Annotated in this window: 11 protein-coding genes and 5 tRNA genes; 6 read left to right on the top strand and 10 right to left on the bottom strand. The window is 61.3% G+C overall.

Annotated features, from left to right (window positions below):
* Window position 1 precedes the first annotated feature (1 nt).
* Window positions 2-1,465: an NADH-quinone oxidoreductase subunit NuoN gene (nuoN, locus tag CKW07_RS01070; RefSeq protein WP_095143197.1), complete on the top strand. Its 1,464-nt coding sequence runs from the start codon at window positions 2-4 to the stop codon at window positions 1,463-1,465.
* A 78-nt stretch (window positions 1,466-1,543) separates the two neighbouring features.
* On the opposite strand, the gene CKW07_RS01065 is transcribed toward nuoN, so the two are convergent.
* The 8 genes from CKW07_RS01065 to gltX form a co-directional block, all read right to left on the bottom strand.
* Window positions 1,544-1,981 (bottom strand): thioesterase family protein, encoded by a 438-nt coding sequence (locus tag CKW07_RS01065; RefSeq protein ID WP_095079271.1) that lies wholly within the window; start codon window positions 1,979-1,981, stop codon window positions 1,544-1,546.
* A gap of 48 nt (window positions 1,982-2,029) precedes the next feature.
* Window positions 2,030-2,863 carry an alpha/beta fold hydrolase gene (locus CKW07_RS01060; protein ID WP_095143196.1) on the bottom strand — a complete coding sequence of 278 codons (834 nt, stop codon included), beginning with the start codon at window positions 2,861-2,863 and terminating at the stop codon, window positions 2,030-2,032.
* A gap of 29 nt (window positions 2,864-2,892) precedes the next feature.
* Window positions 2,893-3,432: a TetR/AcrR family transcriptional regulator gene (locus CKW07_RS01055; RefSeq protein WP_095143195.1), complete on the bottom strand. Its 540-nt coding sequence runs from the start codon at window positions 3,430-3,432 to the stop codon at window positions 2,893-2,895.
* A 190-nt stretch (window positions 3,433-3,622) separates the two neighbouring features.
* A tRNA-Glu gene (locus tag CKW07_RS01050) sits at window positions 3,623-3,698 on the bottom strand.
* Between the two features lie 79 nt (window positions 3,699-3,777).
* A tRNA-Ala gene (locus CKW07_RS01045) sits at window positions 3,778-3,853 on the bottom strand.
* Window positions 3,854-3,906: 53 nt separating this feature from the next.
* Window positions 3,907-3,982, bottom strand: a tRNA-Glu gene (locus CKW07_RS01040).
* Between the two features lie 79 nt (window positions 3,983-4,061).
* A tRNA-Ala gene (locus tag CKW07_RS01035) sits at window positions 4,062-4,137 on the bottom strand.
* 203 nt (window positions 4,138-4,340) lie between these two features.
* Complete coding sequence (gltX, locus tag CKW07_RS01030; protein ID WP_095143194.1) at window positions 4,341-5,822, bottom strand: glutamate--tRNA ligase; 1,482 nt, start codon at window positions 5,820-5,822, stop codon at window positions 4,341-4,343.
* A gap of 234 nt (window positions 5,823-6,056) precedes the next feature.
* Between gltX and CKW07_RS01025 the strand changes: the two genes are divergently transcribed.
* Complete coding sequence (locus CKW07_RS01025; protein ID WP_095079267.1) at window positions 6,057-7,103, top strand: HlyD family secretion protein; 1,047 nt, start codon at window positions 6,057-6,059, stop codon at window positions 7,101-7,103.
* A 49-nt stretch (window positions 7,104-7,152) separates the two neighbouring features.
* Window positions 7,153-8,643, top strand: coding sequence for an MDR family MFS transporter (locus CKW07_RS01020; RefSeq protein ID WP_176465263.1), 1,491 nt, complete (start codon window positions 7,153-7,155; stop codon window positions 8,641-8,643).
* Window positions 8,644-8,772: 129 nt separating this feature from the next.
* Here the strand turns inward: CKW07_RS01020 and uvrB are convergent, their stop codons facing one another.
* Window positions 8,773-10,788: an excinuclease ABC subunit UvrB gene (gene uvrB / locus CKW07_RS01015; RefSeq protein WP_095143192.1), complete on the bottom strand. Its 2,016-nt coding sequence runs from the start codon at window positions 10,786-10,788 to the stop codon at window positions 8,773-8,775.
* A 349-nt stretch (window positions 10,789-11,137) separates the two neighbouring features.
* Here uvrB and CKW07_RS01010 point away from each other — a divergent pair, with 349 nt between their 5' ends.
* Complete coding sequence (locus CKW07_RS01010; RefSeq protein WP_095143191.1) at window positions 11,138-12,334, top strand: amino acid aminotransferase; 1,197 nt, start codon at window positions 11,138-11,140, stop codon at window positions 12,332-12,334.
* A gap of 109 nt (window positions 12,335-12,443) precedes the next feature.
* Window positions 12,444-12,647, top strand: a complete 204-nt coding sequence (locus CKW07_RS01005) for a hypothetical protein (protein WP_095079263.1) — start codon at window positions 12,444-12,446, stop codon at window positions 12,645-12,647.
* Between the two features lie 6 nt (window positions 12,648-12,653).
* Here the strand turns inward: CKW07_RS01005 and CKW07_RS01000 are convergent, their stop codons facing one another.
* Window positions 12,654-12,887 carry a hypothetical protein gene (locus CKW07_RS01000; protein WP_095143190.1) on the bottom strand — a complete coding sequence of 78 codons (234 nt, stop codon included), beginning with the start codon at window positions 12,885-12,887 and terminating at the stop codon, window positions 12,654-12,656.
* Window positions 12,888-13,140: 253 nt separating this feature from the next.
* Here CKW07_RS01000 and CKW07_RS00995 point away from each other — a divergent pair.
* Window positions 13,141-13,216: transfer RNA gene (locus CKW07_RS00995), tRNA-Asn, on the top strand.
* The last annotated feature ends 107 nt before the right edge of the window (window positions 13,217-13,323 follow it).

Raw genomic sequence — 13,323 nt, 5'->3', positions numbered from 1 at the left:
TATGGAATTCACGATTCAACACTTTATCGCGCTAGCGCCGTTGTTGATCACCAGCGCCACGATCATCGTGGTGATGCTGGCTATCGCATGGCGCCGCAACCACTCACAGACCTTCCTGTTGTCGGTGGCGGGTCTTAACCTGGCGTTGTTGTCGATCCTGCCAGCCTTGAAAGTCGCGCCCCTGGTCGTGACCCCACTGCTGCAAATCGACAGCTTTGCCTGCCTGTACATGGCGCTGATCCTGGTCGCCACCCTCGCCTGCGTCACCCTCGCCCACGCCTACCTCGGCGATGGCGGCACCGGTTACCCGGGCAACCGTGAAGAGCTGTACCTGCTGATCCTGATGGCTGCCGCTGGTGGCCTGGTCCTGGTCAGCGCGCAGCACCTGGCCGGCTTGTTCATCGGCCTGGAACTGCTCTCGGTACCGGTCTACGGTCTGGTGGCCTATGCCTTCTTCAACAAACGCTCCCTGGAAGCCGGCATCAAGTACATGGTGCTGTCGGCGGCCGGTTCCGCGTTCCTGTTGTTCGGCATGGCCCTGCTCTACGCCGAAGCCGGCACCCTGAGCTTCAGCGGCATCGGCATGGCGCTGGAAGCCACCGGCCTGCCTAGCCCGCTGGCCCAACTGGGCCTGGGCATGATGTTGATCGGCCTGGCCTTCAAGCTGTCGCTGGTACCCTTCCACCTCTGGACCCCGGACGTGTACGAAGGTGCTCCGGCACCGGTGGCCGCGTTCCTGGCCACCGCTTCCAAAGTCGCCGTGTTCGCGGTGATGGTGCGCCTGTTCCAGATGTCGCCAGTGGCCAACAGCGGTGTGTTGAGCACCGTGCTGACCGTGATCGCGATTGCCTCGATCCTGTTCGGTAACCTGCTGGCGCTGACCCAGAGCAACCTCAAGCGTCTGTTGGGTTACTCCTCCATTGCCCACTTCGGCTACCTGCTGATCGCCCTGGTGGCGAGCAAGGGCCTGGCACTGGAAGCCATCGGCGTGTACCTGGTCACCTACGTGATCACCAGCCTCGGCGCCTTCGGCGTGATCACCCTGATGTCCTCGCCGTACAAAGGCCGTGACGCAGACGCCCTGTACGAGTACCGCGGCCTGTTCTGGCGTCGTCCGTACCTGACCGCCGTACTGACCGTGATGATGCTGTCCCTGGCCGGTATCCCGCTGACCGCGGGCTTCATCGGCAAGTTCTACATCATCGCTACGGGTGTCGAATCGCACCAGTGGTGGCTGGTCGGCTCGCTGGTACTGGGTAGCGCCATTGGCGTCTTCTACTACCTGCGCGTGATGGTCACCCTGTTCCTGATCGAACCCAACCTGCGTCGCGTCGACGCTCAGCTGCACTGGGAGCAAAAGGCAGGTGGCGTCATGCTGCTGGCCATCGCCGTCCTGGCGTTCTTCCTGGGCGTCTACCCGCAACCGTTGCTGAATCTGGTTCAGCAAACCGGCCTGGTGGGCTGATCGCTCCAGCGACAGGCAGCACCAACAGAAACGGCACCCTCGGGTGCCGTTTTTGCATTCAGGGGATTTGCCTTGAGGTCAGGCGATGGCGTGCAACGCCGGGCCATAACCCTCGATGAACTCGGCCGGCATGCGCTTGGGCTTGCCGCTGGACAGTTCGATACAGACAAAGGTGGTCTGGGCCCGCAGCAGCGTGGCGTTGTCACGGGGACGGATCAGCTGGAAATGGCGCGTCATTTTCAGGCGCTGATCCCAGTCGACGATCCAGGTCGCCAACTGCAACTCATCACCCTCATAGGCTGCTGCCAGGTAATCGATCTCGTGGCGCACCACCGCCATCGCCCGGTCCAGCCGCCGATACTCGACGAGGTCCAGCCCAAGGCGCTGTGAGTGGCGCCAGGCGCATCGCTCCAGCCAGGTGACATACACCGCGTTGTTGGCATGCCCCAGCCCGTCGATGTCCTCAGCGGCCACCTCAAGGTCAATGATAAACGGCGTTGCCCGATCCCAGCCCATGCCTCACTCCCGGTCAGATTATTCGACCGGGAGGAGTGTAACGGATGATCAGGCCGATTGGCGCGCCTGCAAGCTACGACCGGAGAGCAGAGTCAACACGCCCTCGATAAGTCGCGGGTCAGCCAGCACCCGCTGATGCCCACCCTCCTCCAGGCGCAGCAGGCGACTGTCGAACCAGGCGTCGTGAATCAGCTGCGACTCGTTGACCGGGACAAAGGTGTCGTCTTCGGCGTGCACGATCAGCCCGGGCATATCCAACTGGTAGTGCGCGACGTCCAGCCGCGAGGCCTGGATACCGACATCCTGTTCGACCTGGCGGATAAACGCCGAACGCGCCCTGGGCGGCAAACCAACGTATCGCGCGAAACCGCGCAACACGGCGAGGATCCGCGCCGGCGCGGCGATGCTGACCAGGGTCTCGGTGCGCAGGCCCAACTGCACCGCGAGCATGGCGCTGGCCCCGCCCATGGAGTGGCCGATAACCGCCTGCAAGGGAGGCAACTCGGCCGCCGCTTCCAGCATGGCCCGGGCGAACAGCACGACGTTGGCCTCACGCCCTGGCGAACGACCGTGGGCCGGACCGTCCAGCGCGACGACGGTGTAGCCGCTGTCCACCAACGCGCTGATCAGGCTGGCAAACTGGGTGGGCCGTCCTTCCCAGCCATGCATCAGCAGCACCGTCGGCCCCTGCCCCCAGCGCAAGGCCGAGAGGCCGAAGCGCAGGGTGATCCGCTCGGCCTTCTCCAGCAGCGGCATTTCCCAGTCCCGGGGAGGCAGCTCACGGGGCGTCATGAACGCCTGGCGCATCCTGCTCGCGACCCGCTGCGGTGCAATCCAGCCCAAGGTGCCATTAACGCCACGAACCCAACTTAACGTGCTCATCGCTCATCTCCAAAGGCTTGTGCTTCAGGTCATCGCACCGCCGACTTGGCGGCACGCAGCAATCGATCAGACAACTCTCCGCCACCCAGCGCCCGCGCCAGCGCCAGGCCACCCACCATCAACGCCAGGTCAGCCAGCACCTTGTCGATGTCTTCCGGGCTGCTGGCCAACTGCGCGACCATCAGCTCGACGTGCTCATTGAGCGCCACGCGAAAATCATCTGGCAGGCGCCCCATCTCTCCGATCGAAGCCGGAATCGGGCAGGCGTGCTCGGTGGAATCACGGTGTTTGCGCGACAGGTAAAACGCAGCGACCAACGCCCGGCGTTCCTCCCCCGTCAACTCGGCGTCCATCTCGGCGATCAACGCCCGACGCTGGCCAAGCAACTGGGTGAAGGCCTCCAGCATCATCGCGTCCTTGCTGTCGAAGTGCGCATAGAAGCCACCCACCGTCAGGCCGGCCGCCCCCATCACTTCGCCCACGCTTGGCTCGGCCGGACCCCGCTGGATCAGCGCGGAACTGGCGGCCTGGAGAATGCGTTCACGGGTTTGAGCTTTCTTGTCGTTCATCGTTGCCTCCGAATATTACGATTGAAATATTATTCTCATAATAAATTTACGCAAGTCGTTGATGTGACCGTTGGTCAGAAGAACTGTCGGGGAGAATAGGGGAAAGGGGGAATTGGCCAAACGCCAGACAAACAAAAGGGCCATTCAATAATTGAATGACCCTTATAAAATCCCGCAGAGCGGGTAATCGTGGCGTCCCCTAGGGGACTCGAACCCCTGTTACCGCCGTGAAAGGGCGGTGTCCTAGGCCACTAGACGAAGGGGACACAAACCCTTCTATACACTGATCAGCGCTGAGTACTGATCGATTCAAGGCCGGTGTGGCCAGACCTTGAACTGTAAAATTGGTGGAGCTAGACGGGATCGAACCGTCGACCTCTTGCATGCCATGCAAGCGCTCTCCCAGCTGAGCTATAGCCCCAGATTTTTCGCCTCGCGGCGGAGCGATGTCTTGCAACATCACTTCTGTAAAACTGGCGTCCCCTAGGGGACTCGAACCCCTGTTACCGCCGTGAAAGGGCGGTGTCCTAGGCCACTAGACGAAGGGGACGCAAACCCTTCTATACAACTGATCAACGCTGAGTGTTGATCGCTTCAAGACCGGTGTGGCCAGGCCTTGAAGTGTAAATTGGTGGAGCTAGACGGGATCGAACCGTCGACCTCTTGCATGCCATGCAAGCGCTCTCCCAGCTGAGCTATAGCCCCTCATCGTTGATGTCATCGCTGAGGACGGGGCGAATCTTAAGGGCGTATCGAAAGTCTGTCAAACTTATTTTTCAAAAAATTTAAAATTTTTTGCCGACATAACAATCACTTACCGCCCTCCCCCCGTAAATTCGGGGGTCTGGCGACCACTGCGCGCCCAACAACAGGCGCGCGCAATGGCCATCAGTCCTGCAGGACGCGTCTCAGGCAATCGCGCCCAGCAGCTTTTCCCACTCTTTGTTTTCTTTCTTCGACACGCCACCGAGGAGGTCGATGGCCTGGCGCAGACGGAAACGGGTCAGGTCCGGGCCGAGGATTTCCATGGCATCGAGCACCGACACGGAGCTGGCTTGCCCGGTGATCGCAGCGAACATCAGCGGCATGGCATCACGCAGCTTCAGCTCCAGGGATTCGACCACCGCCTGAATCGTTGCGGTAATGCTGTCCTTCTCCCACTGGCGCAGGCTTTCGAGCTTCCACAGGATCAACTGCATCAACTGACGCACCTGATCGCCCGAGAGCTTCTTGGATTCGAACAGCCGGGCCTCCGGGTTCACGCCACCGGCGAAGAAGAACCCGGCCAGTGGAGCAACCTGACTGAAGGTTTCGACGCGGCCCTGTACGTGCGGCGCGATCTTCATCATGTACTCGGGGTTCAGCGCCCAGGTTTGCAGGCGGGAGGCGAACTCCTCCACCGGCAAGTCACGCAGCCACTGGCCGTTGAGCCACGACAGTTTCTCGATGTCGAAAATCGGCCCGCCGAGGGACACGCGCTTGAGGTCGAAGTTATCGACCATTTCCTGCAGGGAGAACTTCTCGCGCTCGTCCGGCATCGACCAGCCCATGCGGCCCAGGTAGTTGAGCATCGCTTCGGGCATGAAGCCCATGCGCTCGTAGAAGGTCACCGAGGTCGGGTTCTTGCGCTTGGACAGCTTGCTCTTGTCCGGGTTACGCAGCAGCGGCATGTAGCACAGCTCCGGTTGTTCCCAACCGAAGTACTCGTACAGCAGGATCAGTTTCGGCGCCGAGGGCAGCCATTCTTCACCGCGCAGGACGTGGGTGATGCCCATCAGGTGGTCGTCGACCACGTTGGCCAGGAAGTATGTCGGCAGGCCGTCGGTCTTCATCAGCACTTGCATGTCCATGCGATCCCACGGGATCTCGACATCGCCACGCAGCATGTCCGGCACCACGCACACGCCTTCGCTCGGCACCTTCATGCGGATCACGTGCGGTTCGCCAGCCGCCAGGCGACGGTCGACTTCTTCCTTGGACAGCAGCAGCGCGCGGCCGTCGTAACGCGGGGTTTCACCACGAGCCATTTGCTCGGCGCGCATCTGGTCCAGTTCTTGCGCGGTGCAGAAGCACGGGAACGCGTGGCCCATGTCCACCAGCTGCTGGCAGTACTTCTGATAGATATCGCCCCGCTCGCTCTGGCGATACGGGCCGTGGGGGCCACCGACGTCCGGGCCTTCGCTCCAGTCGATGCCCAGCCAGCGCAAGGCGTCGAAAATCTGCTGTTCGGACTCGCGGGTCGAACGCAGCTGGTCGGTGTCTTCAATGCGCAGGATGAACTCACCGCCATGCTGCTTGGCAAAGCAGTAGTTGAACAAAGCGATGTAAGCGGTGCCGACATGGGGATCGCCGGTAGGCGATGGCGCGATGCGAGTGCGGACGGTGGTCATGGCGTGTCTCGAAATAATATGAAAAGCGGAGATGAAACAAAGGGCGAATGGTAACAGGCGACAGCCGCCCCGCTCCAGTGAGCAGGGCATTTAAGCCAAGATTGGGGCTACAAAAGGCGCTAACGCCACTGAATGGCGGATTATCAATAGGTGGCATTTACCACTTATCGGCTATGTGCCAGATTCACCCCCTGTTAAATTCACTTACACTTTATTTCGACTACAAGCCTGCCCATGCCAGCCCAACTCAAGCGTCGCCTGTCCATTTTCCTGTTTATCGCCCTGCTGATTGCCGGCGGCTTCTTTGCCGAATGGTTCTTCAAGGGACGGTTTTACGAAAGCACCGATAACGCCTATGTCCAGGGCGAAATCACCCGTGTCTCCAGCCAGCTGAGTGCGCGCATCGACGAGGTTCTGGTGCAGGACAACCAGCACGTGGAAAAAGGCCAGTTGCTGGTCAAGCTCGAAGGTGACGACTTCCGCCTCGCCGTGGATCGCGCCAATGCCGCCCTCGCCACCCGCGAAGCCGAGCGCCTGCAAGCCCAGAGCAAGCTGACCCAGCAAGCCAGCCTGATTGCCGCCAGCGAAGCTCAGGTCGCCTCCAGCCAGGCCAGCCTGGGTCGCTCGCAAATGGACCTGTCCCGCGCCGAAACCCTGCGCAAGCCCGGCTACGTATCGGAAGAACGGGTCACGACCTTGTCCGCCGAAAACCACATCGCCCGCTCGCAAGTGACCAAGGCCCAGGCTGATGCCCAAGCGCAGCGCCAGCAGGTCAACGCCCTCAGTGCCGAGATCAAGCGCCTCGACGCGCAAATCGCCAACGCCAGGGCCGACCTGGCTCAAGCGCAACTGAACCTGACCCGCAGCGAAATCTACGCCCCCATCAGCGGCCTGATCGGCCAGCGCGCCGCCCGCAACGGTCAAGTGGTGCAGGCCGGCGCCTACCTGCTGTCGGTCGTCCCGGACCAGGACATCTGGATTCAGGCCAACTTCAAGGAAACCCAGATCGGCCACATGCAGCCCGGGCAAAAGGCCGAGCTGACGTTCGACGCCTACAGCGATACCCCCATAGAAGCCCGCGTCGACAGCCTGTTCGCCGCCTCCGGCGCGCAGTTCAGCCTGCTGCCACCGGACAACGCCACCGGCAACTTCACCAAGGTCGTGCAACGAATCCCGGTGAAACTGACCTTTGCCGCCAATAATCCGCTGCACGGCAAGATCCGCCCGGGCATGTCGGTCACCGCCAAAGTGAACATCCAAGCCCCTGCCGATGGCCGGTGATCAACTGATCCGCCCGGTCGGCGAACCGACCCGGCGGGACTGGATTGCGGTGATGAGCGTGATGCTCGGCGCCTTCATGGCGGTGCTCGACATCCAGATCACCAACTCCTCGCTCAAGGACATCCAGGGCGCGCTGTCGGCGACCCTGGAAGAAGGCTCGTGGATCTCCACCTCGTACCTGGTGGCGGAGATCATCATGATCCCGCTCACCGCCTGGCTGGTGCAGTTGCTCTCGGCACGGCGCCTGGCGGTGTGGGTATCCGTGGGCTTTTTGTTCGCCTCCCTGCTCTGCTCCATGGCCTGGAGCCTGGAGAGCATGATCGTGTTTCGCGCCCTGCAAGGGTTTACCGGCGGCGCGCTGATCCCGCTGGCGTTCACCCTGACCCTGATCAAGCTGCCCGAGCACCACCGCGCCAAAGGCATGGCCATGTTCGCCATGACCGCCACCTTCGCGCCCTCCATTGGCCCGACTCTGGGGGGCTGGCTGACGGAAAACTGGGGCTGGGAGTACATCTTCTACATCAACATCCCGCCCGGCCTGCTCATGATCGCCGGCCTGATGTACGGCCTGGAGAAGAAGAGCGCGCACTGGGAACTGCTGAAAAGCACCGACTACGCCGGCATCCTCACCCTGGGTGTTGGCCTGGGTTGCCTGCAGGTATTCCTCGAGGAAGGCCATCGCAAGGACTGGCTGGAATCGAGCCTGATCGTGACCCTGGGCAGCATCGCCCTGATGAGCCTGATCACCTTCGTCATCGTCCAGGTGTCCAAACCCAATCCGCTGATCAACCTCGGCATCCTGCGCAACCGCAACTTCGGCTTGTCGAGCATCTCCAGCCTGGGCATGGGCGTGGGGCTGTATGGCTCTATCTATCTGTTGCCGCTGTACCTGGCGCAGATCCAGAACTACAACGCCTTGCAGATCGGCGAGGTGATCATGTGGATGGGGGTGCCGCAGCTGTTCCTGATTCCCCTGGTGCCGAAACTGATGAAGTTCGTCTCACCGAAGTGGTTATGCACCCTGGGCTTTGGCCTGTTCGGCCTGGCGAGTTTTTACTCCGGCGTGCTCAACCCGGATTTTGCCGGGCCGCAGTTCAACCAGATCCAGCTCGTCCGGGCGCTGGGCCAGCCGCTGATCATGGTCACCATCTCGTTGATCGCCACGGCCTACATCCTGCCCCAGGATGCCGGCTCGGCCTCGAGCCTGTTCAACATCCTGCGCAACCTCGGCGGCGCGATCGGCATCGCCCTCCTCGCCACCTTGCTGGACGCACGGACCAAGACCTACTTCGATTATTTACGTGAGTCGATCGTCCCGACCAACCCGCAAGTGGCCGAACGCATCGCCAGCCTGACCGATCGCTTCGGCAGCGAAACCGCCGCCCTGGGCAAAATCAGCGAAATCGCCCACCAGCAGGCGTCGATCATGGCCTACAACGATGCGTTCCACTTTGTCGGGATCGCGTTGGCAGTGAGCATGCTGGCGATTCTGTTGACCAGGGCATTGCCGGCGGGGTTGAAGGCAGGCGAAGCGCACTAAGCCTGGAACAGTGTGACGCTCTTTCGGACGCCTTCGCGAGCAAGCCCGCTCCCACAGTTGACCATTCAGATACGGTCAAATGTGGGAGCGGGCTTGCTCGCGAAGAGGCCAGTCCAGTCACTGCAACACTCAGACGGTCAACAACCGCTCGCGCAACTTGGCGATCTCGTCGCGGGTCTGGGCGGCGGCTTCGAATTCCAGGTCGCGGGCGAGCTGGTACATCTTCTCTTCCAGCTGCCGGATGCGCTTGGCGATTTCGCTCGGCGAACGCAGTTCGTTTTCGTACCGGGCGCTTTCCTCGGCGGCCTTGGCCATGCCCTTGCGCTTCTTGCTGCGCGAGCCCGGCACGGTGGCGCCTTCCATGATGTCGGCAACGTCCTTGAACACACCCTTGGGGGTGATGCCGTTGGCCAGGTTGAAGGCGATCTGCTTGTCGCGACGGCGCTCGGTCTCGCCAATTGCCCGCTCCATGGAGCCGGTGATGCGATCGGCATACAGAATCGCCCGGCCATTGAGGTTGCGCGCGGCCCGGCCAATGGTCTGGATCAAAGAGCGTTCGGAGCGCAGGAAGCCTTCCTTGTCGGCATCGAGAATCGCCACCAGCGACACTTCCGGCATGTCCAGGCCTTCACGCAGCAGGTTGATCCCCACCAGCACATCGAAGGTTCCCAGGCGCAAATCGCGAATGATCTCGACCCGCTCCACCGTGTCGATATCCGAGTGCAGGTAACGCACACGCACCCCGTGATCGGCCAGGTAGTCGGTCAGGTCTTCGGCCATGCGCTTGGTCAGGGTGGTGACCAGCACTCGCTCCTCGACCGCCACGCGCTTGGTGATTTCCGACAGCAAGTCATCGACCTGGGTCAGCGCCGGGCGAATCTCGATTTGCGGGTCGACCAGACCGGTCGGGCGTACCAATTGCTCGACCACGCGACCGGCGTGTTCCGCCTCGTAATTGCCCGGCGTGGCCGAAACGAAAATCGTCTGCGGGCTGATGTTCTCGAATTCGTCGAAGCGCATCGGCCGGTTATCGAGCGCGGAGGGCAGACGGAAACCGTATTCCACCAGCGTCTCTTTACGGGAGCGGTCGCCCTTATACATGGCGCCGACTTGCGGCACGCTGACGTGGGATTCGTCGATCACCAACAAGGCGTCGGCCGGCAGGTAGTCAAACAAGGTGGGCGGCGCCTGACCGGATTCACGACCGGACAGGTAGCGCGAGTAGTTTTCGATACCGTTGCAATACCCCAATTCGAGAATCATCTCCAGGTCGAAACGGGTGCGCTGCTCCAAGCGTTGGGCTTCAACGAGTTTGTTGTTGGAGCGCAAGTAGTCCAGGCGCTCCTGCAACTCGACTTTGATCCCTTCGATAGCTCCCAGCAGAGTTTCCCGCGGGGTCACGTAATGGCTTTTCGGATAGAAGGTGAAGCGCGGCAGCTTGCGGATCACTTCGCCGGTCAGCGGATCGAAGGCTGACAAGCTCTCGACCTCGTCATCGAACAGCTCGATGCGGATCGCTTCAAAATCGGATTCCGCCGGGTGGATATCAATCACATCGCCGCGCACACGGAAGGTGGCGCGGGCAAAATCCATGTCGTTGCGGGTGTACTGCAGGTCTGCCAGGCGGCGCAGCAAGGCGCGCTGATCGAGCTTGTCGCCGCGATCAATGTGCAGGACCATTTTCAGGTAGGTTTCCGGACTGCCCAGACCGTAGATGCACGACACCGTGGTGACGATGATCGCGTCCTTACGCTCCAGCAGCGCCTTGGTCGCCGACAGGCGCATCTGCTCGATGTGATCGTTGATCGACGCGTCTTTCTCGATAAAGGTATCGGACGACGGCACATAAGCTTCGGGCTGGTAGTAGTCGTAGTAGGAAACGAAGTACTCCACCGCGTTGTTCGGGAAAAAACCCTTGAACTCGCCGTACAACTGCGCGGCCAGGGTCTTGTTCGGCGCCAGCACCAGGGTCGGACGCTGCACCTGGGCAATCACGTTGGCGATGCTGAAGGTCTTGCCGGAACCTGTCACACCGAGCAACGTCTGGTGCGCCAGCCCGGCGTCGATGCCTTCGACCATCAGGCGGATGGCTTCCGGCTGATCGCCGGCGGGCTCGAAGCGGGTGACTAGCTGGAATTCAGACATAACAGACCTCTGGGTTTGCGCCGAGGGATTCGCTCGGGCGCGGGCAGACACGTCACAACGGCGCAGACCGATTTCAACGGATGTCGCGGGGAAAAATCATGATAACCGTTGATGTGGTGGCGAATGCCTGTGGTTTCAAGGTAAACGTCCTGCATACGCCCTAAGCGCCTGACATGACAATAAGACTAACGGTCGAAAAATAATCCGAAAAACTTGGCCGAAAAGCCCAAACGCCTGTCGCCGCGCCCGGTGATGGCCTCTATACTAGCTCCCCGTTTGTGCACCGCTCTAGTGCATTCGGCTGGAGCGCCACACGTCCCTCCACATTCCATTCAGAGCCGCCGCAATAATGAGCCTGTTCTCCGCTGTCGAAATGGCACCACGCGATCCAATCCTGGGCCTCAACGAAGCATTCAACGCTGACACCCGTACCAACAAGGTCAACCTGGGGGTCGGTGTTTACTGCAACGAGGAGGGGCGAATTCCACTCCTGCGAGCCGTTGTCGAAGCCGAGACGATTCGCGCCGCTCAACACGCCTCGCGCGGCTACTTGCCAATTGACGGCATTGCCGCCTACGACCAGGCCGTACAAAAGCTGCTGTTTGGTGCCGAGTCGCCGCTGCTGGCCGCAGGCCGGGTTGTTACCACCCAGTCCGTCGGCGGTACCGGCGCGCTGAAAATCGGTGCCGACTTCCTCAAGCAACTGCTGCCGAACGCCGTTGTGGCCATCAGCGACCCAAGCTGGGAAAACCACCGCGCACTGTTCGAAACCGCTGGTTTCCCGGTGCAGAACTATCGCTACTACGACGCCGCCACTCACGATGTGAACCGCGCCGGCCTGCTGGAAGACCTGAACGCCCTGCCCGCCGGCTCCATCGTCGTGCTGCACGCCTGCTGCCATAACCCGACCGGCGTCGACCTGAGCCCGGCGGACTGGAACAACGTGCTGGACGTGGTCAAGGCGAAAAACCTGGTGCCGTTCCTCGACATGGCCTATCAGGGCTTTGGCGACGGCATCGACGAAGACGCCGCCGCCGTGCGCCTGTTCGCCGAGTCGGGCCTGAACTTCTTCGTCTCCAGCTCGTTCTCCAAGTCGTTCTCGCTGTACGGCGAACGCGTGGGCGCGCTGTCGATCGTCAGCGAATCGAAAGAAGAAAGCGCGCGCGTCCTGTCGCAAGTCAAGCGCGTGATCCGCACCAACTACTCCAACCCGCCGACCCACGGCGCCGCGATCGTGGCTGCGGTACTGAACAGCCCTGAACTGCGCGCCCAATGGGAACAGGAACTGGCCGAAATGCGCCTGCGCATTCGCGGCATGCGCACGCAGATGGTTGACCTGCTGGCCAAGCACGCCCCGGATCACGACTTCAGCTTCGTCGGCCGCCAGTGTGGCATGTTCTCCTACTCCGGCCTGACCGTTGAACAAGTGACCCGCCTGCGCACCGAGTTCGGCATCTACGCCCTGGACACCGGCCGCATCTGCGTTGCCGCGCTGAACCAGAACAACATCGACGTGGTGACCAAGGCCATCGTTGCGGTGATCTAAACCACGCCCGCGACAAGCAAAGGGGAAGCCGTCTGGCTTCCCCTTTTCGTTGTCGCCCGGAAAATCACTAGACTAAAAGGTCCAGTGGCCCGCCCTTTCGAGAGACCCCATGAAGAACGACGATTTACGCGCTGACCGCGATGATGAGCTGGACCACTTCACCCCCCGCCCCCAGGCCAGGCGCGGCAACAACCTGGTGCTGCAAGTGGCGGCCGGGGTGTTTCTCGGCGGTCTGGCCCTGTGGCTGGTGCAACTGGTGGCCACCTCGCTGTATGCCAAATTCCTGCTCGGCACCGTTACCTTCGGAGGTTAAGGTCGATCAGCCCGCCAGTTCGCTCGAGCGCTGACTGGCGGCGTCGTCATACGCCACATACAGCGACTCGGCGACCTGGCTTTTGATCGCCTTGGTGCTTTCCAGTCCCAGTACAAAACCTTCTGCCTTGCCGCCCGCACGGTTCAGTTCTTCAGCGGTGCCAGCCTGAGTGATTGCATCAAAGAGTTTCTCGGCATGCGGGCCGACGCCCTTGGGCAGGCTGATCTGGGCGATGCTCATGCGAACACCTCGCCCGGCAGGATAAACGTGAACAGTGGCTGATGAGTCATGACGCGTACCTTTTCGGCTGAGGGCCGGCAGCGCGTGAAACCACTTCCGGAGGGGCATGGTAGACCTCCATCACGACTCTGGTAACCGCCAATGGCTGATACCCCCCTTCTCGCCTCTGAATCAGCACCGCTCACCCGAAAAATCTGCCATTCGAGCAACTCACGCTTGACTTGTTCTTTTTAATCAGTAACATACGGCGCATTCCGCGATAGCTCAGTTGGTAGAGCAAGTGACTGTTAATCACTGGGTCCCTGGTTCGAGTCCAGGTCGTGGAGCCAGACAGCAAGACCCAAAAGCCCCTGAATCGAAAGATCAGGGGCTTTTTTGTGCCGGACAGAAAGTCGACTGACTGCCCCTCTGTCGCCGGCTTGCCGAGGCACGTACC

Source organism: Pseudomonas sp. Irchel s3b6 (assembly GCF_900187415.1).
Lineage (GTDB): Bacteria > Pseudomonadota > Gammaproteobacteria > Pseudomonadales > Pseudomonadaceae > Aquipseudomonas.
The sequence above is the reverse complement of the archived record's forward strand: the minus strand, read 5'-3'. Positions and strand labels throughout refer to the sequence as shown.